Here is a 25,202-nt window from a genome sequence, read left to right as displayed (position 1 = left end):
CGCGCCCTGGATCAGTAGTCGTCCAGCACCGCGCCCTTGCTGGCGGTGCTCGCGTTGAACGCGAACTTGGCCTGCACGCCGCGCGTGTAGCGCGGGGCAGGGGGTGTCCAGCCTTCGCGGCGCTTGGCGATCTCGGCCTCGGGCACGTTGAGTTCCAGCTTGAGCTCGTGTGCATCGATGGTGATGGAGTCGCCCTCCTGCACGAACGCGATGGTGCCGCCGGCTGCGGCCTCGGGCGCCACGTGGCCCACCACCATGCCCCAGGTGCCGCCGGAGAAGCGGCCGTCGGTGATCAGGCCCACGCTCTCGCCCAGGCCGGCGCCGATCAGCGCGCCCGTGGGCGCCAGCATCTCGGGCATGCCGGGGCCGCCCTTGGGGCCCAGGTAGCGCAGCACCATCACGTCGCCTGCGACGATCTTGCCGTCCAGGATGGCCTTGAGCGCCGATTGCTCGTCGTCGAACACGCGGGCCGGGCCGGTGATGACGGGGTTCTTCAGGCCCGTGATCTTGGCCACAGCGCCTTCGGGCGAGAGGTTGCCCTTGAGGATGGCCAGGTGGCCTTCGTCGTACATGGGCTTGTCGATCGGGCGGATCACGTCCTGGTCGGCGCGCAGCGCAGGCACGTCGGCCAGCGTCTCGGCGATCGTCTTGCCCGTGATCGTGATGCAGTCGCCGTGCAACAGGCCTGCGTCCAGCAGCACCTTCATCACTTGCGGGATGCCGCCGGCCTGGTGCAGGTCCACGGCCAGGTACTTGCCGCTGGGCTTCAAGTCGCAGATCACCGGCACCTTCTTGCGCATGCGCTCGAAGTCGTCGATGGTCCACTCCACGCCGGCCGTGTGGGCGATGGCCAGGAAGTGCAGCACCGCGTTGGTCGAGCCGCCCGTGGCCATGATCACGGCGACGGCGTTCTCGATGGCCTTCTTGGTCACGATGTCGCGCGGCTTGAGGTCGTTCTTGATGGCCTCGATGAGCACCTTGGCCGATTCCCGGGCCGAGTTCTCCTTCTCGTCGTGCGGGTTCGCCATCGTGGACGAGTAGGGCAGGCTCATGCCCAGGGCCTCGAAGGCGCTGGACATGGTGTTGGCCGTGTACATGCCGCCGCACGAGCCCGTGCCGGGGATGGCGCGGCGTTCGATCTCGGTCAGGTCTTCGTCGCTGAGGTTGCCGGCAGCGTTCTGGCCCACGGCCTCGAACACGCTGACGATGTTCAGGTCCTGGCCCTTGTAGCGGCCCGGCAGGATGGTGCCGCCGTAGACGTAGATGGCCGGCACGTTGGCGCGCAGCATGCCCATCATGCCGCCGGGCATGTTCTTGTCGCAGCCGCCCACCACCAGCACGCCGTCCATCCACTGGCCACCGACGCAGGTCTCGATGCAGTCGCTGATGACCTCGCGGCTGACGAGCGAGTACTTCATGCCCTCGGTGCCCATGGCCATGCCGTCGGAGATGGTGGGCGTGCCGAACACCTGGGCGTTGCCGCCGGCTGCCTCGATGCCGGCGATCGCCGCGTCGGCCAGCTTCTGCAGGCCGCTGTTGCACGGCGTGATGGTGCTGTGCCCGTTGGCCACGCCGACCATGGGCTTGCGAAAGTCGCCTTCCTCGTAGCCCATGGCGTAGAACATGGAGCGGTTGGGCGCGCGCGATTTGCCTTCGGTGATGTTGGCCGAGCGGCGGTTGATCTGGATGGTCTTGGTTTCCATGGTGGGGCGTCTGTGTTGTGCGTGGGGAACGGAGCGCAGTATGCCAACGAAGCCTGATTGCTTCCAATCGCTTTTGCCGCGCCGATTGATATGCTTGGTGTATGAAGAACGCTTCGTCACCGGACCTGCGGGTGTGGCGCCAGTTCGCCGTGCTGGCCGAAGAGCTGCACTTCGGCCGCGCCGCCAGGCGCCTGCACATGACGCAGCCGCCGCTGACCCAGGCCATCGCCCAGCTGGAGCGCGGGCTGTCGGTCGCGCTGTTCGAGCGCACGCGCCGCCATGTGGCGCTGACACCGGCCGGCGCTGCGCTGCTGCCCGAGGTGCACGAGCTGCTGGCGCGCGCCGAGGCGCTGCCGGCGCGTGCGCGGGCTGCTGCGGCCGGCGAGCGCGGCCGCGTGCGGCTGGCCTTCGTCTCCACCGTCGGCTTCGCGCAGCTGCCGCTGTGGGTGCGCGACTTCCACGCGCAGAGCCCGGGTGTGGCGCTGGAACTGGTGGAGGCCACGGGCGACGTGCAGCTCGACGCGTTCGCGCGCGGCAGCATCGACGCCGGCCTCATGCTGCACGCACCCGGCCAGGCGCCCGCCGGGCTCGAGCGGCTGGCCGTGGGCCAGGAATCGCTGGTGCTGGCGCTGGGCGCGCGCCATGCGCTGGCGCGGCGCGATCCGCTGCCGCTGGCCGAGGTGCTGGCCGAGCCTCTGGTGCTGTTTCCGCGCCGCATCCTGCCCTCGCTGCACGACGCGGTCGTCGCGCTGTACCGCGCGCACGGCGCCGTGCCGCAGGTGGCGCAGGAGGCGATCCAGATGCAGACCATCGTCAACCTGGTCTGGGGCGGCAACGGCCTGGCCTGGGTGCCGGCCAGCGTGATGCAGTTCCGCCGTGCCGGCGTGGTCTACCGCGAGGCGCCGCAGCTGGCCGTGGGCCGCAAGCGGCCGGTGCTGCCGGTCTGCGAGACCAGCCTGGTCTGGCCGGCCGAGGCCATGTCGCCCGCGCTGGCGCGCTTCGTGGACTTCGTGCGCGAACGCGTGGCCGCCGCGGCGGGCTAGCGCGGCATCCTGCGCACCGGGCGCCGCCCGGCCTCGGCCGCCCCGGCAGTGGTGGCCTTCTGCTAAGGTCGCCCCCGCTCTGATGGGGGAAATGCGATGGCAATCGAGGGGAGTGGCAGCGACCTGGTCAAGGTCGTGAGCCTGTTGGGGGCGGCGGTGGTGGCCGTGCCCTTGTTCAAGAGGATCGGCCTGGGCTCGGTGCTGGGCTACCTGGCCGCCGGCCTGGCCATCGGGCCGTTCGGGCTCAGGCTGTTCGACGATCCGCAGGCCATCCTGCACGTGGCAGAGCTGGGCGTGGTGATGTTCCTGTTCGTGATCGGGCTGGAGATGCAGCCCTCGCACCTGTGGAGCCTGCGCAAGCAGATCTTCGGCCTGGGCAGCCTGCAGTGCCTGGTGTGCGGCCTGCTGCTGACGCTGGTGGGCATCGCGTTCGGCTTCTCGTGGGCGGTGTCCTTCGTCAGCGCGATGGGCTTCGTGCTCACCTCCACGGCCATCGTCATGCAGCTGCTCGGCGAGCGCGGCGACATCGCCGCGCCGCGCGGCCAGCGCATCGTCTCCATCCTGCTGTTCGAAGACCTGCTGATCGTGCCGCTGCTGGCCGTCGTCGCCTTCATCGCACCGCCGGCGCTGGATGCCGCCGCCGTCGCGCCCTCGCGCTGGGGCGTGGTCGGGCTGGCGCTGGGTGCGCTGGCCGCGCTGGTGGCGGCCGGCACGTGGCTGCTCAACCCCTTCTTCCGCGTGCTGGCCAATGCCAAGGCAAGAGAGGTCATGACGGCCGCCGCGCTGCTGGTGGTGCTGGGCGCGGCGCTGCTCATGCAGCTGGGCGGGCTGTCCATGGCCATGGGGGCCTTCCTGGCCGGCGTGCTGCTCTCCGAGTCCACGTTCCGCCACCAGCTGGAGGCCGACATCGAGCCCTTCCGCGGCCTGCTGCTGGGCCTGTTCTTCCTGGGCGTGGGCATGTCGCTGGACCTGGGCGTGGTGGCCACCAACTGGCGGATCATCGTGGCCGGCGTGCTGGCGCTGATGGCGACCAAGGCCTTGTGCATCTATGCCGTGGCGCGCTTCGCCAGGAGTTCGCACGCCGATGCGCTGGACCGCGCCGTGCTGATGGCCCAGGGCGGCGAGTTCGCCTTCGTGCTGTTCGCCGCTGCACTGGGCGCGCGCGTGATCGACGCCACCGTCAACGCCAACATGACGGCCATCGTGGTGCTGTCGATGGCGCTCACGCCGCTGGTGGTGCTGCTGCATGGCCGCTTCGGGCCGCGCGCCACGGTGTCCATGGAGGGGGCCGAGGCGGCGCACGACCGGCAGGCCAGCGTGCTGGTGATCGGCTTCGGCCGCGTCGGCCAGATCGCCAGCCAGGGCGTGGTGGCGCGCGGCGCCTCGCTGACCGTGATCGACAACGACACCCAGGTCATCCGCGACGCGCAGTCCTACCTGGGCTTCAAGGTCTACTACGGCGATGGCGCCCGGGCCGACGTGCTGCACGCGGCCGGCGCGCACAGCGCCAGCGCCATCCTGGTCTGCGTGGACGACAAGGCCGCGGCCACGCGCATCGCCGAGAACGCCCGGGCCGAATGCCCCCACGCGCGCGTGCTGGTCCGGGCCTTCGACCGCGAGCACGCCTTGGCCCTGGTCAAGACCGGCGGGGCCGATTTCGTCGTGCGCGAGACCTTCGAGTCGGCCATGCTGCTGGGCCGCGAGGCGGTGCTGGCCACAGGCGCCACGCCCGAGGAGGCCGATGCGGTCATGGCCGACCTGCGGCGCCTGGACGGCGAACGCTTCGACCTGGAGGTGGCCGGCGACGCCTTCGCCGGCCGCGCCCTGGTGCTGGGCCACCTGCGCCACAAGGAGAACGGCGATGCCGCGCAAACCCAGCCCGTCTGAGGGCGCTGCCGTGCCAGTCGCCGAAGCCGCGGCGGTGGTGGCGTTCTGGCGCGACGCCGGAGCGGCGCGCTGGTTCGCCAAGGACGCGGACTTCGACCGCCAGTTCCGCGAAGGCTTCCACGACCTGCACTTCGCCGCGGCCGCGCGCCGCTGCGATGCCTGGGCCGCGACGGCCGAAGGGGCGCTGGCCCTGCTGCTGTTGCTCGACCAGTACCCGCGCAACAGCTTCCGCGGCAGCGCCCACATGTACGCGACCGACCCGCTGGCGCGCATGTTCTGCCGCCAGGCGCTGGACGCCGGCCTGGACCGGCAGGTGGCGCAGGCGCTGCGGCTGTTCTTCTACCTGCCGCTCTCGCATTCCGAGGACATGCCCGACCAGGAGCGCGCGCTGCTGCTGCACGAGGCCCTGGGCGAGCCGGCCCGCAGCCACGCGCAGGAGCACCGGGACGTCGTGGCGCGCTTCGGGCGGTTTCCGCACCGCAACGCGATGCTGGGGCGCGAGACGACCACGGCCGAGCGCGCGTTCCTGGCAGAGGGCGGCTTCTCGGGCTGACGCCGGCCTGTCGGGCACGGCAGGCAAAATGCCCGGATGCTCATGTACCCCCAGATCGATCCGGTCGCGCTGCAGATCGGTCCTGTCGCCATCCACTGGTATGGCATCACCTACCTCGTCGCCTTCGGCCTGTTCATGTTCCTGGGCAACCTGCGGCTGCGCCATGAACCCTTCGCCTCGCTGGTGCCTCCCTGGACGCGCAAGGACGTGGAGGACATCCTGTTCCTGGGCGTGGTGGGCGTGGTGGTGGGCGGCCGGCTGGGCTACTGCCTGTTCTACAAGCCCGGCCACTACCTCACGCACCCGCTGGAGATCTTCTACGTCTGGCAGGGCGGCATGGCCTTCCATGGCGGCATGCTGGGCGTGATCGCGGCGATGGTCTGGTTCGCGCGCTCGCGCCAGCGGCCCTGGATGCAGGTGGCCGACTTCGTGGCGCCCTGCGTGCCCACGGGCCTGGCGGCCGGCCGTGTCGGCAACTTCATCAACGGCGAGCTGTGGGGCCGCTTCTCCAGCCCGGACCTGCCCTGGGGCATGGTGTTCCCGCAAAGCGGATCGATGCTGCCGCGCCATCCCTCGCAGGTCTACCAGTTCCTGCTCGAAGGCCTGCTGCTGTTCGTGCTGCTGTGGCTGTATGCGCGCAAGCGCCGCGCCGAAGGCCAGGTAGCCGCGGCCTTCCTGATCGGCTACGGGCTGCTGCGCTTCACGGCCGAGTTCTTCCGCGAGCCCGATGCCTTCCTGGGCCTGCTGTCGCTGGGCATGAGCATGGGCCAGTGGCTGTGCGTGCCGATGGTGCTGGCCGGCGTGGCGATGTGGGTCTGGTGCGGGCGGCGGGCAACCGCATTGCCGGCAGGGGCCTGACGGGCGCCGTCGATCCGCTGCGGGCGCGCTGCAGGCGCCCCGTTCAGCCCGCCTGGGCCAGCAGGGCCCTGGCGTCCTTGCACCACCACACCACGGCGCCCAGGTAGCCTTCCCAGACACAGCCGTTGCAGCCGCGGCCGCAGCAGGTGGTCGGCTCGGGCGGGGGCGCGCGCATGCCGGCGATGCCCTGCGTGGCCAGCTCTGCGGCGAGCATGGCGATCGCCGTGCGCGCCGAGGCTGCGTCGGTCGGCAGCGGGCCGGTCACGCTGCGTCGGCCAGCACTTCGTCGAACAGCGCCAGCAGCTGGCGCGCAAACAGCTCCATGTTGGCGGCGCGTGCGGTGCTGCCCGTCAGCACGGTGCGGCTGCGTTCCACGGCGCCGGCCACGGCCAGGCAGGCGCGGCCGGCCGGGTCGCCCGCCGGGCTGTCGGACGGGCCGGCCGCGCCGGTCTCGCCCAGGCCCCAGCTGGCGCGGTGGTTGCCGCGCACCTTGCCGGCCAGCAGCAGGGCATAGGGCTCGGTCTCGGCGCGCAGGCCTTCCATGTCGGCCGGCACCAGGCCCAGCAACGCCTTGCCGGCACGGCGCGAATAGACCACGGCGCCACCCAGGAAGTAGCGCGACGCACCCGGCACGGCCAGCAGGGCGGCCGCGACCAGGCCGCCGGCCGAGGACTCGGCCACGGCCACGGTCTCGCCGCGAGCGCGCAGGCGCTCGGCCACGCGGGCCGCCAGGTCGGGCAGTGCAGGGAGTTCGGCCGGTTCGGAGTGCGTGGACATGGGATGGGTGGACATGGGGTGCGATTGTGACGGCGGTGACCGGCCGCCCGTCCTCGCCCGTGCGCGGAGTGCAGTACCGTAGGCGCACATGCACCCCGAGGACAACCTGCCATGAACGCCACCGACTGGATTGCCCGCAGCCTGGCGCTGCTCAAGCCGGCCGCCAAACCGCCCAACGCCAAACCGGACGCACCGCGCCCCATGGCCGAGCGCCTGCGCGCCACGCTGCGCCGCGACCCCGAGGCGCTGACACCCAGCGCGCTGCGCCGCTTGCTGGCGCAGCTGCAGGCCGTGGTCGATCCCCACGTCAGCGAAGCCGAGGCCGGCCGCCGTGCCCAGCAGGTCACGGCCTGGTATGCCGGTGCCCAGCCCGCCGAGCGCCGCGACCTGTGGCTGCTGCTGGTCGAGCAGTTCTCGCCCGATGCCGACGAGGTGCGCGCCGCGCGCGATCACTACGACGCCGTGCACGGCACGCCCGAGCAGGCGGCCGCCGAGATCCGGCTGCGCAGCGTCTTCGTGTCGCCGCGCACGCGCATGCTGCAGCGCTTCGCGGTCGATCCGCAGGGCCTGCGCTTCCTGGTCGACCTGCGGGCCGAACTGCTGCCGCACCTGAAGGCCGAGCGCCGGCTGCAGCCGCTGGACGCCGAACTGGCCGCGCTGTTCTCGACCTGGTTCGACCTGCCGTTCCTGGAGTTGCGCCGCATCAGCTGGGATTCGCCGGCCTCGCTGATCGAAAAGCTCATCCGGTACGAGGCCGTGCACGACATCCGCAGCTGGGCCGACGTGAAGAACCGGCTCGACAGCGACCGGCGCTGCTACGGCTTCTTCCACCCGCGGCTGCCGAACGAGCCGCTGATCTTCGTCGAGGTGGCGCTGATCGACCACCTGGCCGGCGGCATCGGGCCGCTGCTGGACGAGCAGGCGGCCGTGCACGACATCGGCAAGGCCACGACGGCGGTCTTCTACTCCATCAGCAACACGCAGGCCGGGCTGCGCGGCGTGTCGTTCGGCGACTCGCTGATCAAGCGCGTGGTGGAGACGCTGCGCGAGGAATTCCCCAAGCTCAAGCAGTTCGCCACGCTCTCGCCGATCCCGGGCTTTCGCGCCTGGCTGGCGAAGAACGCGGACGGCATGCTGCAGCGCCTGCCCGACAAGGCGCGTGCCGAGCTCGGCCGCGCGCTGGGCGCCAAGGCACCCGAGGCCGAGCACGTGATGGCCGCCACCGAGCGCGTGCTGGCGCTGGACGAGAAATCGGCTGCGCGCCAGTTCCTGCTGCGCTGCGCGGCCGAGTACCTGTGCCGCGAACTCGACCAGGGCCGCCCGCTCGACCCGGTGGCGCGCTTCCACCTGGGCAACGGCGCGCGCGTGGAGCGGCTCAACTGGGCCGGCGACCCCTCGCCCAAGGGCCTCAAGCAGTCCTGCGGGCTCATGGTCAACTATCTGTACGATCTGCGCCGGCTCGACAAGCACCGGGCGATGACGGTGGCAGGCAACATCCCGCTGTCGTCCGAGGTCGAGCGCCTGCTGATCTGAGGCCAGCCGCGGCGCCGCGGCCCAGGCCTGCGGCCCAGAACTCGAACGAGACAACCCTTACCGTCACCATGACCACCGCCACCGAGAACCACAACCTCTACGCCGCCCTGCGCGCGGCGTTCCCCGCCGACCTGGACGCCACCGCGATCGACGCCACCGAGCCCGGCGGCCAGCCGCTGCGTTACAGCTGGCGCGACCTGGAGCGCGCCAGCGGCATGCTGGCCAACCTGCTGGAATCGCTGGACCTGCCGCCGGCCTCGCGCATCGCCGTGCAGGTCGAGAAATCGGTCGAGGCCGTGCTGCTGTACCTGGCCACGCTGCGCGCGGGCCACGTGTTCCTGCCGCTCAACACCGCCTACCAGAGCGCCGAGATCGCCTACTTCGTCGGCAACGCCGAGCCGGCCGTGGTGGTCTGCAGCCCGGCCAACCATGGCTGGGTCAGCAAGATCGCGTTCCAGGCCGGCACGCGGTACGTGTTCACGCTGGGCGAAGACCGCGGCGGCACGCTGCTCGAGCGGGCCTCGCACTGCAGCGACCAGCATGTGCCCGTGCAGCGCGCGGCCGACGACCTGGCCGCCATCCTCTACACCAGCGGCACCACGGGCCGCAGCAAGGGCGCCATGCTGAGCCATGGCAACCTGCTCAGCAACGCGCGCGTGCTCAAGGACTACTGGGGCTGGAAAGAGGGCGACGTGCTGCTGCACGCGCTGCCCATCTTCCACGTGCACGGCCTGTTCGTGGCGCTGCACGGCGCGCTGCTCAACGGCAGCAAGATGCTGTGGATGGCGAGGTTCGACCCCAAGGTGGCGATCGCCAAACTGCCCGAGGCCACCGTGTTCATGGGCGTGCCCACGCTGTACGTGCGCATGCTGGCCGAGCCGGCGCTGACCGCGCAGGCGGTACGCAACATGCGCCTGTTCATCTCGGGCTCGGCGCCGCTGTTGATCGAGACCTTCAAGGACTGGCAGGCGCGCACGGGCCACACCATCCTGGAGCGCTACGGCATGAGCGAGACCGCCATGCTGACCTCCAACCCCTACCGTGCCGAAGACGGCGAGCGCCGCGGCGGCACGGTGGGCTTCCCGCTGCCGGGCGTGGACCTGCGCGTGGTCGGCGATGCCGGCCAGGCCATGCCGCCCGGCGAGATCGGCGGCATCCAGGTGCGCGGTCCCAACGTGTTCCAGGGCTACTGGCGCATGCCCGAGAAGACGGCCGAGGAGTTCACGGCGGACGGCTTCTTCAAGACCGGCGACGTGGGCCGCGTGGATGCCGCCGGCTACGTGACCATCGTGGGCCGCAGCAAGGACCTCATCATCAGCGGCGGCTACAACGTCTACCCGGCCGAGATCGAGGGCTTCCTGAACGACATGCCCGGGGTCGCCGAGAGCGCCGTGGTCGGCGTGCCGCACCCGGACTTCGGCGAGGTCGGCGTGGCCGTGCTGATCGCCAAGCCCGGCGCGGCGCTGGACGGCGATGCGCTGCTGGCCGCGCTGCGCCAGCAGCTGGCCAACTTCAAGATCCCCAAGCGGGCCTTCGTGGTGGAGGCGTTGCCGCGCAACACCATGGGCAAGGTGCAGAAGAACCTGCTGCGCGACCTGCACCAGGGCCTGTTCGGCTGAGCGGCGGCAGGGCGCCATGCGCCCGCGCCCCGGTCCGCGCCGCGGCCGGCCCGCTCAGGCCGCCGCCTGCGCGCGCGCGACCACCGCGCTGCGGATGCGTTGCGCATCGACCTGCTCGACCGTGAAGGTGTAGCCCCGGTGCGCATGGGCTTCGCCGTGCAGCGGCAGGCGGCCGAAGGCCTGCAGCAGGAAACCGGCGACCGTGTCGGCCGCGCCGTCGCGCACCAGGCCGTCGACCGCCAGCTGGCGCTCCAGCAGGTGCAGGTCGGCCGTGCCGGCCACCTTCCAGCGGCCGTCGTCCAGCGGCTGGATCTCCAGCGTCTCGTCCTCGTCGGGGAATTCGCCGGCAATGGCTTCCAGAACGTCGATGGGCGTCACGATGCCGGTCAGCAGGCCGTGCTCGTCGGTGACCAGCAACAGCTGGCCGCGCGCGCCGCGCAGCACGGCGATGGCGTCCAGAACTGGCATGGCCTCGGGCACGAAGACCGGCTGGCGCAGCCAGCCATTGGGTTCCAGCCAGCCCTTCTCGGCGATGGCGCCCAGCAGGTCCTTGGCCCGCGCCACGCCCAGCACCTGGTCCAGCGCGCCGCGGCACACCGGGTAGATGCCGTGCGGCGCGGCCAGCAGCTTGCGCCGGTTGGTCTCGCCGTCGTCTTCCACGTCCACCCAGGAGATGTCGGCGCGCAGCGTCATGATCGAGCGCACCTTGCGCTCGGCCAGGCGCAGCACGCCGCCCACCATGTGGCGTTCTTCGGCCGCGAAGGCCGGGGCGGCTGCGGCACCTGCGGCATCGTCCGGCTGCGCCGTGGCCTGCGCCGGCGTGCGGTGGCCCAGCAGGCCCAGCACGCGCTCGGCCGTGCGCTGGCGCAGCGGCAACCGGGCCTCGTGCCGGTCCGCACTGCGGCGCGCGCGCTGGTTGAAGAACTCGATCAGGATGGAAAAGCCGATGGCCGCGTACAGGTAGCCCTTGGGCAGGTGGAAGCCCAGGCCCTCGGCCACCAGGCTCAGGCCGATCATGAGCAGGAAGCTCAGGCACAGCACCACCACGGTCGGGTGCGCGTTCACGAAGCGCGTGAGCGGCCTGGCGGCCAGCAGCATCACGCCGATGGAAATGACCACCGCGGCCATCATCACGGGCAGCTGGTCCACCATGCCCACGGCGGTGATCACGGCGTCCAGCGAGAACACCGCGTCCAGCACCACGATCTGCGCCACCACCAGCGAGAAGCTGGAGTAGGCGACCGTGGCCGTGGCCCGGTGCTGCACGCCCTCCAGCCGCTCGTGCAGCTCGGATGTGGCCTTGAACAGCAGGAACAGGCCGCCGAGCAACAGGATCAGGTCGCGGCCCGAGAAGCCCATGCCGAACACGCTGAACAGCGGCGTCGTCAGCGTGACCAGCCAGGAGATCACCGACAGCAGGCCCAGGCGCATGAGCAGCGCCAGCGACAGGCCGATCACGCGCGCGCGTTCGCGCTGGTGCGGCGGCAGCTTCTCCGCCAGGATGGCGATGAAGATCAGGTTGTCGATGCCGAGCACGATCTCCAGCACGACCAGGGTGGCCAGCCCGATCCAGGCGGCCGGATCGGTCAGCAGTTCCAGCATGGCGTGCTCCGGCCACGGTGTTCAGCCGTGCCGTCGGGGCGTGGGGAGGGAAGGGGGAGGGGAGCCGCGACGCGGGCGTCGGGCGGTGTGGCCGGTGCGGTCAGGGGCCGACTGGGAGGCTCCGGATCGCAGGGCTCTGAGGCTGAGTCCATGCGGGCACTCTAGCGGGCAACGATGGCCAACGCCCGCATTCCGCCCCGCACGGCAGGGCGATGCCGCGCGTCAGCCGCAGGTCAGCCAGGCTGTGCGTCGATCACGCGGCGCACCGTGGCCAGGGCCGTGCCCAGCGCGTCCAGCGGCACCGAGCCCAGTGCGATGCGCAGGGCATGCGGCACCTGCGCGGAGGTCGCGAAGGGCTCGGCCGTGGACACCGCCACTCCTGCGTGCAGCAGCGCCTGCGCCACCTTGTCGGCCCGCAGTTCCGGCGCCAGCGGCAGCCAGACGAAGTAGCCGTTCGGATGCCGCACCGGCTGCAGCCCGGCGAAGGCCTGGCCGGCCAGCGCCTGGCGCGCGGCGGCATCCACGCGCTTGCCGGCTTCGAGCCGCAGCACGGTGCCGTCCGCGATCCAGCCGCAGGCGATGGCCGTCATCACGCCGGGCGTGTTCCAGGTGGTGGCGCGGATGGCGCGCTCGATGCGCGGCATCCAGTCGGCGGGCGTGGCGACGAAGCCCACGCGCAGGCCGGTCGCCACGCTCTTGGACAGGCCGCAGACGTAGACCGTGCACTCGGGTGCCAGCGCGGCCAGCGGCGCGGGCGCGTCCGGTGCGAGAAAGGCGTAGGCGGCGTCCTCGATGAGCAGCAGGCCATGGCGGCGCGCGGTGGCCACCAGCTGCCGGCGCCGGCCGATGCCGTGGTCATTGGCAGCGGGGTGCGCACGCGCGAGGTGGTGGCCGATGCCGCGCTGATGGCGCAGCTGCGGCTGGACCCTGCGCGCCAGCTGCTGGCCGCGCAATGCTCGGGCACGCTGGTGCTGGCCAGGCTCGGCCTGCTGCAGGGCCTGCCGGCCTGCACCGACCTGACCACCAGGCCCTGGGTGCAGGAAGCCGGCATCGCCGTGCTGGAACAGGCCTTCGTTGCGCGCGGCAACCTGGCGACGGCCGGCGGTTGCCTGGCCTCGCAATACCTGGCGGCCTGGCTGATCGCGCGGCTGCAGGGCGAGGCCGCCGCGCGTGAGGCCATGCACTACGTGGCGCCGGTCGGCGAGAAGGAGGACTACGTGGAGCGCGCCATGCGCCACGTCGCACCGTCGCTGGCCCCGGCTGCGTGACGCACAGATGGCGTCGCTATCATCGCCGCCACTCCAGAGACAAGGACCTGCGATGACAGCGCCAGCCAGCCTCGATCGATTCCGTGTGGACGGCCAGGTGGCCGTCGTGACGGGCGGTGCCAACGGCATCGGCCTGGCCTGCGTGCAACTGCTGGCCGCGGCCGGCGCGCGCGTGGTGGTCGTCGACCGCGATGCCGAGGCGGCCGCCAGGGTGGCGGCCGGCATCGCGGGCGCACGGGCCTTCGGGCTGGACGTGGCCGATGCTGCGGCCGCGGCACAGGTCTTCGGCGCCATCGCGCAGCAGGCCGGGCGCATCGACATCCTCGTCAACAACGCCGGCACGGCGATCCGCAAGCCCACGCAGGAACTGGACATCGCCGAGTGGAACCAGGTCGTCGCCGTCAACCTCACGGGCGCCTTCGTCTGCGCGCGAGAGGCCGCTCGCCACATGCCGGCGGGCAGCGGCAGCGTGGTCAACATGGCGTCGATCATGGGCCTGTCGGGCGGCGGCCTGTACCCCAACATCTCCTACCAGACCACCAAGGGCGGGCTCGTGAACATGACGCGCGCGCTGGCGGTGGAGTGGGCCGGGCAGGGCATCCGCGTCAACGCGGTGGCGCCGACCTGGACGCGCACCAACTTCATCGGCCCGCTGGCGTCCTCGCCCGAACTGATGGACCGCATCCGCGCCGTGACGCCGCTGGGCCGGCTGGCCGAGCCCGACGAAGTGGCGCATGCCGTGCTGTTCCTGGCCAGCCCGGCAGCGTCCATGGTCACGGGCCACGTGCTGGCGGTGGACGGGGGCTTCCTGGCGCAGTGAGCGGCGGGCGCGGCCTCAGCGCCACAGGTCGGCCGGGCGGGACAGCGCCGCCGGCCCCAGCAACACCGTGCGCACCAGGTCCACCTGCCGGCGTGCGCCCACCTTGGCCGTGGCGGTCCTGATCTGCGTGCGCACCGTGGAGATGGACACATCGGCCAGCGCGCAGTATTCCTTGGGCGACAGGCCGTTGACCAGCGCCTCGGTCAGGCGGCACTCGGCCGGCGTCATCTGGTAGACCTGCCGCAGGGCCTGGGCCAGCGATCCGGCGTTGCCGTCGGGCCGGCTCAGGAAGACGGCCGCGGCGGCGCGCAGCCCGAACGGCCCGGACCACGAGGGCAGGGGCGTGACGAACAGGTGCAGCGTGTCGCCGCTGGAATGCTGCAGCCGCACGGCGCCACCGGCACCGCCGTCGCCGCCAGGCTCGGCCAGGCCCGTGCGCAGGGCAGCGCGCAGCAGCGCGGCCAGCTTGTCGTTCTCCCGCGGGCGGCTGCAGACCAGCCGGCCGCCGCGCACGGCCACCATGTCGGCCGCACCGTCCAGCAGCTGTCTGGCGCGCGCGTTGTGGTGGACCATGGTGCCGGACTCGTCGAACAGCGCGACGCCCAGCGGCATCCGGTCCAGCACGGCGGTGGAGGCGCCGGCCAGCACGTTCAGGTCGCGCAGCCTGCGGTGCAGCGCGAAGCCCGCCTGCAGGTGCGGCATCAGTTCCGCGAGGATGCCCAGTTCCCCTTCGCTGTAAGGGCCGGCGGCCTCGGGCCGGCACACCGTGGCGTTGAGCGAGCGGTCCGGCGTGCGTTCGACGATGGCGGCCGAGGTGTGGAAGATGTCCTGCGGCCGCAGCCAGTCGGTCCAGTACTCGGTGTTCTTGAGCCGGCTATTGGGGAACATCATCTCGCCATGGACCACGGTGCCGCCGACGTGCCGGGCCGGGTCCTGCAGCCAGACGTTCAGCGCGCCGTAGTGGGCCTCGAACTGCGCCAGGGCCTGGCCGGAGAAACCGACGGAGCAGAACAGCGTGTCGCTGGTCTGGCCCGGCACGGTGACGGTGCGCTGGCTGAAGTCGTGGCCCCAGATCATGCCGGCGGTGGAGCCCATCGCGAACACCAGTTCCGACAGGAAGCCGCTCCAGCGGGAGGGTTCGAGCGCGGCGTCGTACACGCTCGCCACCAACTGTGTGCGCTGCAGACCCAGAACCGGCATGCCCGTGGACTCCTTGTACCGCCACGGTGGCGGACGCGCCCGAATCTAATGCAGCCGCATGGCATCCAGGCGCCGCGGCCGCGGCGCCGCACGGCCGGCCGATGGCGATCCGTCCACCAAACAGATGAAAGCGCGGGCGCTGCCGGGGAACGCCTGGCGGTCGGGCGGGTGCTGCGTTCCTGCGGCTGCGCGAGAAGGCCCAGTGCCTGCCGTGCAGGTCAGGCCGCCGGCGGTGCGCCGTCGAAGGCGTTCTGCAGCAGCTGGCGCAAGGCCTTGGCCTCGACGGGCCGGGGGTTGGGGTACTCGTTGGCCAGCGCGATCGCGCAGGCGCGGTCGAGGTCGCCGGCCTGCAGGCCGATGTCCTTCAGCGCCAGTGGCGCCCCGTTGTCGCGGGCCAGCGCGTACACGGCCTGCGCGGCGTCGGTGGCGTCCAGCGCGCGGGCGATGCGTTGCATCGCGTGGGCTGCGGCGCCGGCGTTGTAGGCCAGCACGTGCGGCAGCACGATGGTGTGCGTCTCGGCGTGCGGCAGGTTGAAGCTGCCGCCCAGCGTGTGGCACAGCTTGTGGTGCAGGCCCATGCCCACGCTGCCCAGCACCTTGCCGCACAGCCAGGTGCCGTACAACGCATCGGCGCGCGCCTGCACGTCGCCCGCATCGCGCCGGATGGCCGGCAGCGCGCGGCCCAGGGCGGCGATGCCTTCCTCGGCCAGCAGGCTGGCCACCGGGTTGCCGTCGGCCGCATACAGGCCCTCGGCCGCATGCGCGATGGCATTGATGCCGCTGACCACCGACATGCGGACCGGCAGCGCCAGCGTGAGCTGCGGGTCGTAGATCACGGTGCGCGGCAGCACGCGCAGGTCGCGCCCAGTGCGCTTGATGCCGGCCTCGGTCAGTCCGTAGATCGGCGTCATCTCCGAGCCGGCGTAGGTGGTGGGGATGGCCAGGATCGGCAGGCCCGAGTCGAAGGCGATGGCCTTGCCCAGGCCGACGGTGGAGCCGCCGCCGATGGCGACCGCGCAGTCAGCGCCGTGCTGCGCGGCGAAGCGGCGCGCCTCGCGGGCGGTCTCGATCGGCACGTGCATGACGGCCGCGTCGAAGATGCCGGCCGCGCGCCCGCCCAGCAGCGCCGCCACCTGCTCGGCCTGCGCGCGCTGGTGCGGCGTGCACAGCACGATGGCCTTGTGTGCGCCGATGGCGTCGAGCTCCGGTGCGGTGCGCTGCAGCGTGCCGGCGCCGAACAGCACGCGCTGTGCGTGGCTCTGGAAGGTGAAGGCTTGCACGGCGGTCATTCCGCGACGATGTTGCGGGCCTTGATCACACGGCCCCAGCGTTCGCTTTCGGACTGGATGAGCTGGTTCATCTGCGCGCGCGAGCCGGCCACCACCTCGAAGCCGCCTTCGGTCAGGCGCCTGGCCACGTCGGGGTCGTGCAGCGTGGCGGCCATGTCGGCGGCCAGCCGGTCGAGCACGGGCGCCGGCGTCCTGGCCGGGGCCACCATTCCGACCCACGAGTACACCTCGAAGCCCTTGTACGACTCGGCCACGGCGGGCACCTCGGGCAGGGCGGCGGCGCGTTGGGGCGAGGTGATGGCCAGGGCGCGCAGCTTGCCGGCCTGCACCTGCGGCAGCACCAGCGGCAGGCTGGCGATCATCGAGTCCACATGGCCGCCCAGCAGGTCGGTGATGGCCGGGCCGCCACCCTTGAACGGCACGTGCGTGCCGCTGGTGCCGGCCGTCTCGTGGAACAGCTCGGCCGCCAGGTGGTTGGAACTGCCGGCGCCGACCGAGGCATACGACACGGCGCCCGGCTTCCTGGCGGCGGCCACGTAGTCCTGCAGCGTCCTGTAGGGCGAGGCGGCCGGCACCACCAGCACCATGGGCGAACGCGCCACGTACGAGACGCCGGTCAGGTCGCGCAGCGTCACGTAGGGCAGCCTGGGGTAGATGTGCTGCTCGGTGGCGTAGGAGTCGAACACCAGCGCCACGGTGTAGCCGTCGGGCGCAGCCTTGGCCACGGCGGCCATTCCGATGGTGCCGCCGGCGCCGCCCTTGTTCTCGATGACCAGCGGCTGGCCCAGCCGGGCGCGCAGCGGCTCCTGGATCTGGCGGGCCACCTTGTCGACCGTGCCGCCGGCCGCGAACGGCACCACCAGCGTCACGTTCCTGGAGGGGTAGTCCTGCGCCATGGCGGCGCCCGCCCAACAGGCGCACAGCGCCAGGGCGGTGCGCAGCCGGCGCAACGTTGCGCCGGCGTGGCGGCGCAGCGGACGGGCGGGGGGCCTGAGGGTGGCCTGCGGGTGCATCGTCGTCTCCTTGGTGGGGCGTTGCGCCGATGGTATGGTTTGCGTGGCGACGGTGGAATCACCGTCGTTTGCCAAACGCCTTTGCGCAGGTTGCACAGATGGAATCGATCAAATTTGCCGAGAACCTGGCCATGTTCGTGGACGTGGCCCAGGCCGGGAGCTTCTCGGCCGTGGCCCGGCGCAAGGGCCTGGTGGCCTCGTCGGTGGCGCGCCAGATCGGCGCGCTGGAGCAGGACCTGCAGGTGACGCTGTTCACGCGCTCCACGCGGGCGCTGGTGCTGACCGACGCGGGCAGCCTGCTGTTCGACCGCGCAGTGCGCATCCTGCACGACATGCGTGCGGTGCGCAGCGAAGTGGTGGCCGCCGAACAGACCGTGCAGGGGCTGCTGCGCGTGAGCTGCGTGCCGGCCTTCGGCCGGCGCCATGTGGTGCCGCACCTGGGCAGCCTGGCCGAAAAGCACCCGGGCCTGCGCGTGGAGCTGGAGCTGACCGAACGCGCCGTGGATGTGGTGGTCGAGCGCGTGGACCTCGTCATCCGCCTGGGCCAGCAGCCCGACAGCAGCCTGGTGGGCCAGCGCATCGGCTACCAGCGCTACATCATCGGCGCGGCACCGGCCTACCTGCAGCGCCACGGCCACCCCAGGCGCTTCGACGAACTCGCGCAGCACCGCCTGATCGACCGCCAGCACAGCACCAGCACGCGCGGCTGGCGCGAGATCAGCGGCGCGCAGGCCTGGCTGCCCGAGCAGTTCGCCTTCGAGTGCGACGACTGCGATGCGCGGCGCCTGTCGGCCGCGCAGGGCCTGGGCATCGCGCTGATGCCGAACTGGGCGATCGGCGAAGACCTGGCCGCAGGCCGGCTGGTGGCGCTGGACCTGCAGGGCGCGCCGCCGCTGGAGGCCACGGGCATCTACCTGTTGCGCGCCGCGGCGCGTGCCAACAGCAAGACGCGGGCGTTCACGCAGCACCTGATCGACAGCATCGGCCGGTCGGCCAGCTGGGTGCAGGACGCCGAAACCGCCATGCCGGCCTGAGACGGCTTGCCAGCGCCGGCGCCCGCGCCGCGCGGGGGCTCAGCGCAGCACCAGCACCGGGATGTGCGAGTGCGTCAGCACATGCTGCGTCTCGCTGCCCAGCAGCAGGCGGCTGACACCGCGGCGGCCGTGCGAGGCCATCACGATCAGGTCGCAGTGGTGCTTCTGCGCGGTGGCGATCAGCGCCTCGGAGACCTGGTCGCCGCGCACCACCACCGGGGTGACCGTGACCTTCTTCGGCAGCGCGGCGGCCTGCACCGTTTCCAGCTCCTTCAGCGCGGCGGCGCTCCAGTTCGCCTCGGTGCGCTCGACCTCCTTCAGGTCGATGGCCATCGCGCCATCGAAGTAGCTCTGCGGGTAGGGCGGAACGACCTTCACGGCGACCACGGACGCGCCGAGCTTGGCGGCCAGGTCCAGTGCGCTGTTGACGGCCTTTTGCGACAGCTCGGAACCGTCGGTGGCAACCAGGATGCGGTGGTACATGGTGATCTCCTTGGAAGTGGTGGATTCAGCATAGGCCGGCTGCGCCGGATTGCATTGATATACGTCAAGGTGGTGGGGGCAGGCGCTGGATACGCTCGTGCCATGCAAGCCAGCCTTCCTTCCGCCGAGCCCGCGCCGCACGGGGCCGCGCGCGGCCTGGACTGGATCGACGACCCCGAAGAATGGGCCGCGTTCAGCCGCCCGTCAGCCGAACATGGCAGCGGGGCGTGGGCGTCGAGCATGGCCGTCGAAGGGATGACCTGCGCCGCCTGCGCGCTGACGGTCGAGGATGCGCTGCGCGCCGTGCCCGGCGTGCTGTCGGCCGAGGTCGGCGCCGCCAGCCGGCGCGCGCGCGTGGTCTGGCGTGCAGGCCAGGTGCGGCCCTCGCAGTGGCTGGCGGCGGTGCGGCGGGCGGGCTACCGCGGCCTGCCGCTGGCCGACCTGGCGTTGCGTGCCGAGCGCCGCCGCCAGGCCCGCCTCGTGCTGTGGCGCTGGCTCGTGGCGGGCCTGTGCATGATGCAGGTCATGATGTACGCGTGGCCCGCGTACACCGCCGCACCGGGCGAGATCTCGGCCGACGCGCAGGCGCTGCTGCGCTGGGCCTCCTGGGTGCTGAGCCTGCCGGTGATGCTGTTCTCGTGCGGGCCGTTCTTCCGCGCTGCGCTGCGCGACCTGCGGCTGCGCCGCGTGGGCATGGACACGCCCGTCACGCTGGGCATCGGGATCACCTTCGCCATCAGCAGCTGGGGCACCTTCGAGCCGGGCGGCATCTTCGGTGCCGAGGTCTACTTCGATTCGCTGACCATGTTCGTGTTCTTCCTGCTCGGCAGCCGCTGGCTGGAAGAGCGCCTGCGCGGCCGCACGGGCGGTGCGCTCGACCTGCTGCTGCAGCGCCTGCCCGACGGGGTGGAGCGCGAAGCGGCCGGCGGGCGCCGCGAGCAGGTGGCCGCGCACCGCGTGGCCGTGGGCGACGTGCTGCATGTGCGCCCTGGCGAGGCCTTCGTGGCCGACGCGCTGGTGCTCGACGGCGAGACGCTGGTCGACGAGGCCCTGCTGTCGGGCGAGTCGCGGCCCGTGGCGCGCGGCCCGGGCGCGACCGTGCTGGCCGGCAGCCACAACCTCGCGGCGGCCGTGCGCGTGCGCGTGACGGCGGCCGGCACCGACACGCGCTTCGCCGAGATCGCCGCGCTGATGGACGAAGCCGCACGCGCACGGCCGCGGCTGGCGCAACTGGCCGACCGCATCGCGCGGCCCTTCCTGCTGGGGGTGCTGCTGGCGGCCGCGGGCGCCGCGCTGTTCTGGTGGCGGCACGACCCTGGCCATGCGCTCATGGTGGCGGTGGCCGTGCTGATCGTCACCTGCCCTTGCGCGCTTTCGCTGGCGACGCCGGCCGCCATGCTCGCATCGGCCGGCATGCTGGCCCGCCACGGCGTGCTGGTGCGGCGGCTGCAGGCGCTGGAGGCGCTGGCCAAGGTCGACACCGTGGTCTTCGACAAGACCGGCACGCTGACGCGCGATGCGTTGGGCTTGGGCGAAGTGCGCACGCGCGCCGGCGTCGACCGCGCCCAGGCGCTGGCCATGGCTGCGGCACTGGCGGCGCACTCGCTGCACCCCGCTGCGCGCGCCATTGCCGCTGCCGGCCGCGACGGCGCGAACGAAGTGCAGTGGCAGGTGACCGAACTCGTCGAGGAGGCCGGCCTGGGCCTGCGCGGCCGCCTGTCGCGCGACGGCCGGCCCTGGCCCGGCCAGCTGCGCCTGGGCTCGGCCGCCCACTGCGGCCTGGTTGGCCCGGACGGCAGGGGCACCACGGTCTGGCTGGCCGACGGCCAGGGCATGCTGGCCTCGTTCGCACTGCAGGAGGATCTGCGTGCCGATGCTGCCGCCACCGTGCGCAGGCTCGCGCAGATGGGCGTGGCGGTGCGGCTGCTGTCGGGCGACGCCGACGCGGCTGTCGCACGCGTGGCGGCGCAGCTGGGCATCGCGCAAGCGCGCGGCGGCTGCTCGCCCCTGCACAAGCTGCAGGCGCTGCGCGCGTTGCAGGAGCAAGGCCGCCACAGCGCCATGGTCGGCGACGGCCTCAACGACGGCCCGGTGCTGGCCGGCGCCGACGTGTCGTTCGCCTTCGGCCAGTCCGTGCCACTGGCGCAGGCACAGGCCGACTTCGTGGTGCCGGGTGGCGCGCTCATGCGCGTGGCCGACACGTTGGCGCTGGCCCGCAAGACCATGGCCGTGGTGCGCCAGAACCTGGCCTGGGCCGCGCTCTACAACGCCGTCAGCGTGCCGCTGGCCGTGGCCGGCTGGATGCCAGCCTGGCTGGCCGGCCTGGGCATGGCGGCGAGTTCGCTGCTGGTGGTGCTCAACGCGCTGCGCCTGTCGGCCGCGCTGCCTGCCCGCGGGACCGCTGCGGTCAGCGTGCGGCTGGCCACCGAGGCCGCCTGATGGACATCCTGTTCCTGCTGATCCCGCTGTCCGTGGTGCTGGTGTTCTGCATCCTCGGCGGCCTCTGGTGGGCCATCGAACGCGGCCAGTTCGAGGACATCGAGGCCGAGGGCGAGCGCATTCTGCGGGATTGACCGGACGCGTCAGGCGTCCAGTACCGAGACGCGGGGAAAGTCCTGCGGATTGCGCAGCGATTCGACGGACAGGTCGATGTCCAGCAGCGGCCAGTACAGGTGGTTTTCCGTCGGCCGTTCCACAGCAACGATCTGCTCGATCGTGGCCTTCTTGAACCAGGGGAACTCGGCGTAAGGCACAGCAAGCTCCTCGTCGCCGAGCAGCAGCCAAAGGCCGTGGGCCGAGACATGGGTGACTTCAACCGCCAAAGTGTCGGTACCAGGCATCTTGGATCTCCTGCAGATGTGCGCTGACGACGGCCTGCGCTTGCCGGACCTGGGTGGGTGACAGCCCGATGTTCACAGCGAGGTGCACTTCCGGCGTGAGCCAGAACTTGGCCTCTCCCGCGGGATGGGCCACATGCACATGGATGCGCGACTCTTCGCGTGAAAAGAAGAACAGCCGGAATGGACCGTCGCGGACGATGGTGGGCGCCATCGGTGCACTGTAGCCGATGGTCCGAGACCACAGCCCTTGACGTGGATGGGGGACGTCCCGTCGCGCGGTGTGCACGCCCCAGCACCCCGCTTGACCTGCATCAAAGCGCGCTTGCCACCCCCGTCCGACACTGCCTTCCAGTGCTGATAAAGCTTTCAACAGAGGCAGCGATGAACCAACCGAAGAGCCCGGCCACGGTCTACAACGACGCCGTCGTGCGCCAGTTTTCCGTGATGGCCGTGGTGTGGGGCGTGGTGGGCATGCTGGTCGGCGTGGTCATCGCCGCGCAGCTGACCTGGCCCGAACTGAACCTGGGCATTCCATGGCTCAGCTACGGCCGCCTGCGGCCGCTGCACACCAACGCGGTGATCTTCGCGTTCGGCGGCTGCGCGCTGTTCGGCACGGCCTACTACGTGGTGCAGCGCACCTGCCAGGTCCGGCTGTTCGGCGGCTGGCTCGCGTCGTTCACGTTCTGGGGCTGGCAGGCCGTGATCGTGGCGGCCGCCATCACGCTGCCGCTGGGCTACACCACGGGCAAGGAATACGCCGAGCTGGAGTGGCCCATCGACGTGCTGATCGCCGTGGTCTGGGTGTCCTACGCCATCGTGTTCTTCGGCACCATCGGCACGCGCCGTGTGCGCCACATCTACGTGGCCAACTGGTTCTACGGCGCCTTCATCATCGCCGTGGCGCTGCTGCACATCGTCAACAGCGCGGCCATGCCGGCCAGCTTCTGGAAGAGCTATTCGGCCTACGCCGGCGTGCAGGACGCCATGGTGCAGTGGTGGTACGGCCACAACGCGGTGGGCTTCTTCCTCACGGCAGGCTTCCTCGGGATGATGTATTACTTCATCCCCAAGCAGGCCGAGCGCCCGGTCTACAGCTACCGGCTGTCCATCGTCCACTTCTGGGCGCTGATCTTCACCTACATGTGGGCCGGCCCGCACCACCTGCACTACACGGCGCTGCCGGACTGGACGCAGTCGGTCGGCATGGTGTTCTCGCTGATCCTGCTGGCGCCTTCGTGGGGCGGCATGATCAACGGTGTGATGACGCTGTCGGGCGCCTGGCACAAGCTGCGCGACGACCCCATCCTGCGCTTTCTGATCGTGGCCCTGTCGTTCTACGGCATGAGCACCTTCGAGGGCCCGATGATGTCGATCAAGACCGTCAACGCGCTGAGCCACTACACCGACTGGACCGTGGGCCACGTGCACTCCGGCGCGCTGGGCTGGGTCGGGCTCATCACCATGGGCAGCCTGTACTACCTGATCCCGCGGCTGTTCGGCCAGAAGCAGATGTACAGCGTGAGCGCCATCGAGCTGCACTTCTGGAGCGCCACCATCGGCATCGTGCTCTACATCGCCGCGATGTGGATCGCCGGCGTGATGCAAGGCCTGATGTGGCGCGCCGTGAACCCCGACGGCACGCTGACCTACACCTTCGCCGAGTCCGTCAAGGCCACCTGGCCGTTCTACGCGGTGCGCCTGCTGGGCGGCCTGCTGTACCTGGGCGGCATGCTGGTGATGGCCTGGAACATGGTGATGACCATGCTCAACGCGCGGCCCGCCACGGTCGTGATTGCGCAACCGGCCGCGGCCCACTGATCCCACGAGAACCACCATGTCGCACAACCTCGACAAGCCCGGTGCGCACGAGCGCATCGAGACCAACAACTTCCTGATGATCGTGCTGATCCTGCTGGTGCTGCTGGTCGGCGGCCTTGTGGAGATCGTGCCGCTGTTCTTCCAGCGCACCACCACGGTCGCCATCGAAGGCGTCAAGCCCTACACCGCGCTGCAGCTGGCCGGCCGCGACGTCTACCTGCGCGAGGGCTGCTACAACTGCCATTCGCAGATGGTCCGCCCGCTGCAGGCCGAGACGCTGCGCTACGGCCACCACTCGCTGGCCGGCGAGTTCGTCTATGACCACCCGTTCCAGTGGGGCAGCAAGCGCACTGGCCCCGACCTGCACCGCGTGGGCGGCAAGTACAACGACGAGTGGCACCGCATCCACTTGATGAACCCGCGCGACGTGGTGCCCGAATCCAACATGCCGGCCTACGCCTGGCTGGACAAGGCCACCATCGATGGCGAGCAACTGGCCGCCAACATGCGCGCGCTGCGCCGCCTGGGCGTGCCCTACACGGATGAGGAGATCGCCAAGGCGCCTGCGGACGTGAAAGGGCGGACCGAGATGGAGGCCACGATCGCCTACCTGCAGTCGCTCGGCCTGGCCGTCAAGTGAGGAGAGCGCCATGGACATCAACGTACTGCGCTCCCTGGCCACGGTGGTCTCGTTCATCACCTTCATCGGCATCCTGGCCTGGGCCTGGTCCCGGACCAACAAGCAGTCATTCGACGAGGCAGCGCAGCTGCCCTTCGACCAAGAGTAAGAGGACACCATGAGCGATTTCACAAGCGGCTTCTGGTCCATCGCGATCATGGCCGTGACCCTGGGTGGCATCCTCGGCTGCGTGCTGCTGCTGTGGGGCGCCGGCAAGGCGCGCGTCTCGCCTGCCGGCGACAACACCACGGGCCATGTCTGGGACGGCGACCTGCGCGAGATGAACAACCCGCTGCCGCGCTGGTGGGTCTGGATGTTCGTGATGACCGTGGTGTTCGGTGTGCTCTACCTGGTGCTGTACCCGGGCCTGGGCGACAAGCCGGGCACGCTCCGCTGGAGTTCGGTGGGCGAGCACGCGGCCGATGTGGCCAGGCACAAGGAAGCCACGGCGCAGGTCTACGCGAAGTACGCCGCGATGCCTGTGCCCGAGATCGCGAGGGACGCCCAGGCCCGCGCCATCGGCGAGCGCTTGTTCATGAACAACTGCGCCCAGTGCCATGGCTCGGACGCGCGCGGCAGCAAGGGCTTCCCGAACCTGGCCGATGGCGACTGGCTGTGGGGCGGCGAGCCCGAGAGGATCGCCGAGACCATCGCCAAGGGCCGCACCGGCACCATGCCGCCGATGGCCGCGGCCGTGGGCACGCCTGACGACGTGCGCAACGTGGCGCACTACGTGCTGAGCCTGTCGAACGGCCCGCACGACTCGGTGCGCGCTGCGCTGGGCAAGTCGAAGTTCTCGGCCTGCGCCGCCTGCCACGGCAGCAACGGCAAGGGCAACCCGCTGCTGGGCGCGCCCAACCTGACGGACGACATCTGGCTGCACGGCTGGGGCGAGGAGGCCATCGTGGCGATGGTCAACAACGGCAAGAGCAACCAGATGCCGGCGCAGGACGCCAAGTTCAGCGCGGAGCAGATCCGGGTGTTGGCCTCGTATGTCTGGGGTTTGTCGAACAGGTGATGCGGTGGTGAAGGCCAGCTGTTCCATCGTCGTGGGGTCGGGCTTGAGGGGCGTCAAGGCGGCGGCAGCGTGCCTGCGTTCTCCGGCCCACGCTCGCGAAACCGGCAGTGGCGATGCCGCCAGCACGCCCTTGACCGCCCGATGCGAAGGTGGCGCGCCAGTGCG

24 protein-coding genes and 2 pseudogenes are annotated in these 25,202 nt (G+C 71.2%); 15 read left to right on the top strand and 11 right to left on the bottom strand.

Translation table 11 applies throughout. The annotated features are described in order from the left end of the window. Positions 1-11 precede the first annotated feature (11 nt). Positions 12-1,703, bottom strand: a complete 1,692-nt coding sequence (gene ilvD / locus ASF44_RS11510) for a dihydroxy-acid dehydratase (RefSeq protein ID WP_056899368.1) — start codon at positions 1,701-1,703, stop codon at positions 12-14. A 101-nt stretch (positions 1,704-1,804) separates the two neighbouring features. On the opposite strand from ilvD, the gene ASF44_RS11505 reads away from it, so the two are divergent. From ASF44_RS11505 to lgt, 4 genes are all read left to right on the top strand, one after another. Next, positions 1,805-2,746, top strand: coding sequence for a LysR family transcriptional regulator (locus ASF44_RS11505; RefSeq protein ID WP_056899367.1), 942 nt, complete (start codon positions 1,805-1,807; stop codon positions 2,744-2,746). 96 nt (positions 2,747-2,842) lie between these two features. After that, on the top strand, positions 2,843-4,633 hold the full coding sequence (locus ASF44_RS11500) for a monovalent cation:proton antiporter-2 (CPA2) family protein (RefSeq protein WP_056899366.1): 1,791 nt from the start codon (positions 2,843-2,845) through the stop codon (positions 4,631-4,633). Next, entirely contained in the window at positions 4,608-5,186 is a 579-nt protein-coding gene (locus tag ASF44_RS11495; protein WP_056899365.1) for a DUF924 family protein, read from the top strand. The genes ASF44_RS11500 and ASF44_RS11495 overlap by 26 nt, the downstream gene beginning before the upstream one ends. 36 nt (positions 5,187-5,222) lie before the next feature. Continuing rightward, on the top strand, positions 5,223-6,044 hold the full coding sequence (lgt, locus tag ASF44_RS11490) for a prolipoprotein diacylglyceryl transferase (RefSeq protein WP_056899364.1): 822 nt from the start codon (positions 5,223-5,225) through the stop codon (positions 6,042-6,044). A gap of 43 nt (positions 6,045-6,087) precedes the next feature. Here the strand turns inward: lgt and ASF44_RS11485 are convergent, their stop codons facing one another. Both ASF44_RS11485 and ASF44_RS11480 read right to left on the bottom strand, forming a co-directional pair. Further along, the gene (locus ASF44_RS11485) at positions 6,088-6,309 is read right to left on the bottom strand and encodes an oxidoreductase-like domain-containing protein (protein WP_056899363.1); all 222 of its coding nucleotides are present in this window, start codon (positions 6,307-6,309) and stop codon (positions 6,088-6,090) included. Next, positions 6,306-6,836 carry a CinA family protein gene (locus ASF44_RS11480; RefSeq protein ID WP_235579195.1) on the bottom strand — a complete coding sequence of 177 codons (531 nt, stop codon included), beginning with the start codon at positions 6,834-6,836 and terminating at the stop codon, positions 6,306-6,308. The genes ASF44_RS11485 and ASF44_RS11480 overlap by 4 nt, the downstream gene beginning before the upstream one ends. Positions 6,837-6,932: 96 nt before the next feature. On the opposite strand from ASF44_RS11480, the gene ASF44_RS11475 reads away from it, so the two are divergent. Further along, complete coding sequence (locus ASF44_RS11475; protein ID WP_056899362.1) at positions 6,933-8,354, top strand: malonyl-CoA decarboxylase; 1,422 nt, start codon at positions 6,933-6,935, stop codon at positions 8,352-8,354. A gap of 68 nt (positions 8,355-8,422) precedes the next feature. Continuing rightward, positions 8,423-9,973 (top strand): malonyl-CoA synthase, encoded by a 1,551-nt coding sequence (locus ASF44_RS11470; RefSeq protein WP_056899361.1) that lies wholly within the window; start codon positions 8,423-8,425, stop codon positions 9,971-9,973. Positions 9,974-10,027: 54 nt separating this feature from the next. Here the strand turns inward: ASF44_RS11470 and ASF44_RS11465 are convergent, their stop codons facing one another. Beyond that, positions 10,028-11,572: a transporter associated domain-containing protein gene (locus tag ASF44_RS11465; RefSeq protein ID WP_056899450.1), complete on the bottom strand. Its 1,545-nt coding sequence runs from the start codon at positions 11,570-11,572 to the stop codon at positions 10,028-10,030. Between the two features lie 236 nt (positions 11,573-11,808). Further along, positions 11,809-12,417, bottom strand: a pseudogene (locus ASF44_RS32840) (aminotransferase class I/II-fold pyridoxal phosphate-dependent enzyme); the annotation flags it as partial. Here ASF44_RS32840 and ASF44_RS32835 point away from each other — a divergent pair. Together ASF44_RS32835 and ASF44_RS11450 are read left to right on the top strand one after the other, a co-directional pair. Further along, a pseudogene (locus ASF44_RS32835) lies at positions 12,346-12,843 on the top strand (AraC family transcriptional regulator); the annotation flags it as partial. The pseudogenes ASF44_RS32840 and ASF44_RS32835 sit on opposite strands and share 72 nt — an antisense overlap. A 52-nt stretch (positions 12,844-12,895) precedes the next feature. After that, positions 12,896-13,663: an SDR family NAD(P)-dependent oxidoreductase gene (locus ASF44_RS11450; protein ID WP_056899360.1), complete on the top strand. Its 768-nt coding sequence runs from the start codon at positions 12,896-12,898 to the stop codon at positions 13,661-13,663. Positions 13,664-13,678: 15 nt separating this feature from the next. Here ASF44_RS11450 and ASF44_RS11445 read toward each other — a convergent pair whose 3' ends face one another. From ASF44_RS11445 to ASF44_RS11435, 3 genes are all read right to left on the bottom strand, one after another. Beyond that, positions 13,679-14,863 carry a helix-turn-helix transcriptional regulator gene (locus ASF44_RS11445; protein WP_056899359.1) on the bottom strand — a complete coding sequence of 395 codons (1,185 nt, stop codon included), beginning with the start codon at positions 14,861-14,863 and terminating at the stop codon, positions 13,679-13,681. Positions 14,864-15,081: 218 nt separating this feature from the next. Then, a complete protein-coding gene (locus tag ASF44_RS11440; protein WP_056899358.1) occupies positions 15,082-16,152 on the bottom strand; it encodes a maleylacetate reductase in 1,071 nt (356 codons plus the stop codon). Beyond that, positions 16,149-17,165: a tripartite tricarboxylate transporter substrate binding protein gene (locus ASF44_RS11435; protein WP_082524698.1), complete on the bottom strand. Its 1,017-nt coding sequence runs from the start codon at positions 17,163-17,165 to the stop codon at positions 16,149-16,151. Before ASF44_RS11435 ends, ASF44_RS11440 begins: the two co-directional genes overlap by 4 nt. A 98-nt stretch (positions 17,166-17,263) precedes the next feature. Between ASF44_RS11435 and ASF44_RS11430 the strand changes: the two genes are divergently transcribed. Then, positions 17,264-18,199, top strand: a complete 936-nt coding sequence (locus ASF44_RS11430) for a LysR family transcriptional regulator (protein ID WP_056899357.1) — start codon at positions 17,264-17,266, stop codon at positions 18,197-18,199. A 39-nt stretch (positions 18,200-18,238) separates the two neighbouring features. Here the strand turns inward: ASF44_RS11430 and ASF44_RS11425 are convergent, their stop codons facing one another. Then, positions 18,239-18,682: a universal stress protein gene (locus ASF44_RS11425; protein WP_056899356.1), complete on the bottom strand. Its 444-nt coding sequence runs from the start codon at positions 18,680-18,682 to the stop codon at positions 18,239-18,241. Positions 18,683-18,784: 102 nt separating this feature from the next. Between ASF44_RS11425 and ASF44_RS11420 the strand changes: the two genes are divergently transcribed. Together ASF44_RS11420 and ccoS are read left to right on the top strand one after the other, a co-directional pair. Continuing rightward, a complete protein-coding gene (locus tag ASF44_RS11420; protein ID WP_056899355.1) occupies positions 18,785-21,121 on the top strand; it encodes a cation-translocating P-type ATPase in 2,337 nt (778 codons plus the stop codon). Next, complete coding sequence (ccoS, locus tag ASF44_RS11415; protein WP_056899354.1) at positions 21,121-21,255, top strand: cbb3-type cytochrome oxidase assembly protein CcoS; 135 nt, start codon at positions 21,121-21,123, stop codon at positions 21,253-21,255. The genes ASF44_RS11420 and ccoS overlap by 1 nt, the downstream gene beginning before the upstream one ends. A 9-nt stretch (positions 21,256-21,264) precedes the next feature. Here ccoS and ASF44_RS11410 read toward each other — a convergent pair whose 3' ends face one another. Together ASF44_RS11410 and ASF44_RS11405 are read right to left on the bottom strand one after the other, a co-directional pair. After that, complete coding sequence (locus ASF44_RS11410) at positions 21,265-21,522, bottom strand: DUF2442 domain-containing protein (RefSeq protein WP_056899353.1); 258 nt, start codon at positions 21,520-21,522, stop codon at positions 21,265-21,267. Beyond that, the gene (locus ASF44_RS11405; protein ID WP_056899352.1) at positions 21,494-21,733 is read right to left on the bottom strand and encodes a DUF4160 domain-containing protein; all 240 of its coding nucleotides are present in this window, start codon (positions 21,731-21,733) and stop codon (positions 21,494-21,496) included. Before ASF44_RS11405 ends, ASF44_RS11410 begins: the two co-directional genes overlap by 29 nt. A 170-nt stretch (positions 21,734-21,903) precedes the next feature. On the opposite strand from ASF44_RS11405, the gene ccoN reads away from it, so the two are divergent. From ccoN to ccoP, 4 genes are read left to right on the top strand one after another with little or no spacing between them, the layout of a single operon-like run. After that, entirely contained in the window at positions 21,904-23,340 is a 1,437-nt protein-coding gene (gene ccoN, locus ASF44_RS11400; protein WP_056899351.1) for a cytochrome-c oxidase, cbb3-type subunit I, read from the top strand. 16 nt (positions 23,341-23,356) lie between these two features. Beyond that, complete coding sequence (gene ccoO, locus ASF44_RS11395) at positions 23,357-23,980, top strand: cytochrome-c oxidase, cbb3-type subunit II (protein ID WP_056899350.1); 624 nt, start codon at positions 23,357-23,359, stop codon at positions 23,978-23,980. Between the two features lie 10 nt (positions 23,981-23,990). Then, positions 23,991-24,128: a CcoQ/FixQ family Cbb3-type cytochrome c oxidase assembly chaperone gene (locus ASF44_RS11390; RefSeq protein ID WP_056899349.1), complete on the top strand. Its 138-nt coding sequence runs from the start codon at positions 23,991-23,993 to the stop codon at positions 24,126-24,128. A gap of 9 nt (positions 24,129-24,137) precedes the next feature. Further along, positions 24,138-25,037: a cytochrome-c oxidase, cbb3-type subunit III gene (gene ccoP / locus ASF44_RS11385; protein ID WP_056899348.1), complete on the top strand. Its 900-nt coding sequence runs from the start codon at positions 24,138-24,140 to the stop codon at positions 25,035-25,037. Positions 25,038-25,202 lie beyond the last annotated feature (165 nt).

Origin of the sequence: Pseudorhodoferax sp. Leaf274 (genome assembly GCF_001422445.1) — a bacterium.
GTDB lineage: Bacteria > Pseudomonadota > Gammaproteobacteria > Burkholderiales > Burkholderiaceae_C > Pseudorhodoferax.
The sequence above is the reverse complement of the archived record's forward strand: the minus strand, read 5'-3'. Positions and strand labels throughout refer to the sequence as shown.

Excerpts from the sequence above, each read along its gene's own strand:
- ilvD (WP_056899368.1), bottom strand. The coding sequence starts at position 1,703 with ATGGAAACCAAGACCATCCAGATCAACCGCCGCTCGGCCAACATCACC.
- ASF44_RS11505 (WP_056899367.1), top strand. The coding sequence starts at position 1,805 with ATGAAGAACGCTTCGTCACCGGACCTGCGGGTGTGGCGCCAGTTCGCC.
- ASF44_RS11500 (WP_056899366.1), top strand. The coding sequence starts at position 2,843 with ATGGCAATCGAGGGGAGTGGCAGCGACCTGGTCAAGGTCGTGAGCCTG.
- ASF44_RS11495 (WP_056899365.1), top strand. The coding sequence starts at position 4,608 with ATGCCGCGCAAACCCAGCCCGTCTGAGGGCGCTGCCGTGCCAGTCGCC.
- lgt (WP_056899364.1), top strand. The coding sequence starts at position 5,223 with ATGCTCATGTACCCCCAGATCGATCCGGTCGCGCTGCAGATCGGTCCT.
- ASF44_RS11480 (WP_235579195.1), bottom strand. The coding sequence starts at position 6,836 with ATGTCCACCCATCCCATGTCCACGCACTCCGAACCGGCCGAACTCCCT.
- ASF44_RS11475 (WP_056899362.1), top strand. The coding sequence starts at position 6,933 with ATGAACGCCACCGACTGGATTGCCCGCAGCCTGGCGCTGCTCAAGCCG.
- ASF44_RS11470 (WP_056899361.1), top strand. The coding sequence starts at position 8,423 with ATGACCACCGCCACCGAGAACCACAACCTCTACGCCGCCCTGCGCGCG.
- ASF44_RS11450 (WP_056899360.1), top strand. The coding sequence starts at position 12,896 with ATGACAGCGCCAGCCAGCCTCGATCGATTCCGTGTGGACGGCCAGGTG.
- ASF44_RS11445 (WP_056899359.1), bottom strand. The coding sequence starts at position 14,863 with ATGCCGGTTCTGGGTCTGCAGCGCACACAGTTGGTGGCGAGCGTGTAC.
- ASF44_RS11440 (WP_056899358.1), bottom strand. The coding sequence starts at position 16,152 with ATGACCGCCGTGCAAGCCTTCACCTTCCAGAGCCACGCACAGCGCGTG.
- ASF44_RS11435 (WP_082524698.1), bottom strand. The coding sequence starts at position 17,165 with ATGCACCCGCAGGCCACCCTCAGGCCCCCCGCCCGTCCGCTGCGCCGC.
- ASF44_RS11430 (WP_056899357.1), top strand. The coding sequence starts at position 17,264 with ATGGAATCGATCAAATTTGCCGAGAACCTGGCCATGTTCGTGGACGTG.
- ASF44_RS11425 (WP_056899356.1), bottom strand. The coding sequence starts at position 18,682 with ATGTACCACCGCATCCTGGTTGCCACCGACGGTTCCGAGCTGTCGCAA.
- ASF44_RS11420 (WP_056899355.1), top strand. The coding sequence starts at position 18,785 with ATGCAAGCCAGCCTTCCTTCCGCCGAGCCCGCGCCGCACGGGGCCGCG.
- ccoS (WP_056899354.1), top strand. The coding sequence starts at position 21,121 with ATGGACATCCTGTTCCTGCTGATCCCGCTGTCCGTGGTGCTGGTGTTC.
- ASF44_RS11410 (WP_056899353.1), bottom strand. The coding sequence starts at position 21,522 with ATGCCTGGTACCGACACTTTGGCGGTTGAAGTCACCCATGTCTCGGCC.
- ASF44_RS11405 (WP_056899352.1), bottom strand. The coding sequence starts at position 21,733 with ATGGCGCCCACCATCGTCCGCGACGGTCCATTCCGGCTGTTCTTCTTT.
- ccoN (WP_056899351.1), top strand. The coding sequence starts at position 21,904 with ATGAACCAACCGAAGAGCCCGGCCACGGTCTACAACGACGCCGTCGTG.
- ccoO (WP_056899350.1), top strand. The coding sequence starts at position 23,357 with ATGTCGCACAACCTCGACAAGCCCGGTGCGCACGAGCGCATCGAGACC.
- ASF44_RS11390 (WP_056899349.1), top strand. The coding sequence starts at position 23,991 with ATGGACATCAACGTACTGCGCTCCCTGGCCACGGTGGTCTCGTTCATC.
- ccoP (WP_056899348.1), top strand. The coding sequence starts at position 24,138 with ATGAGCGATTTCACAAGCGGCTTCTGGTCCATCGCGATCATGGCCGTG.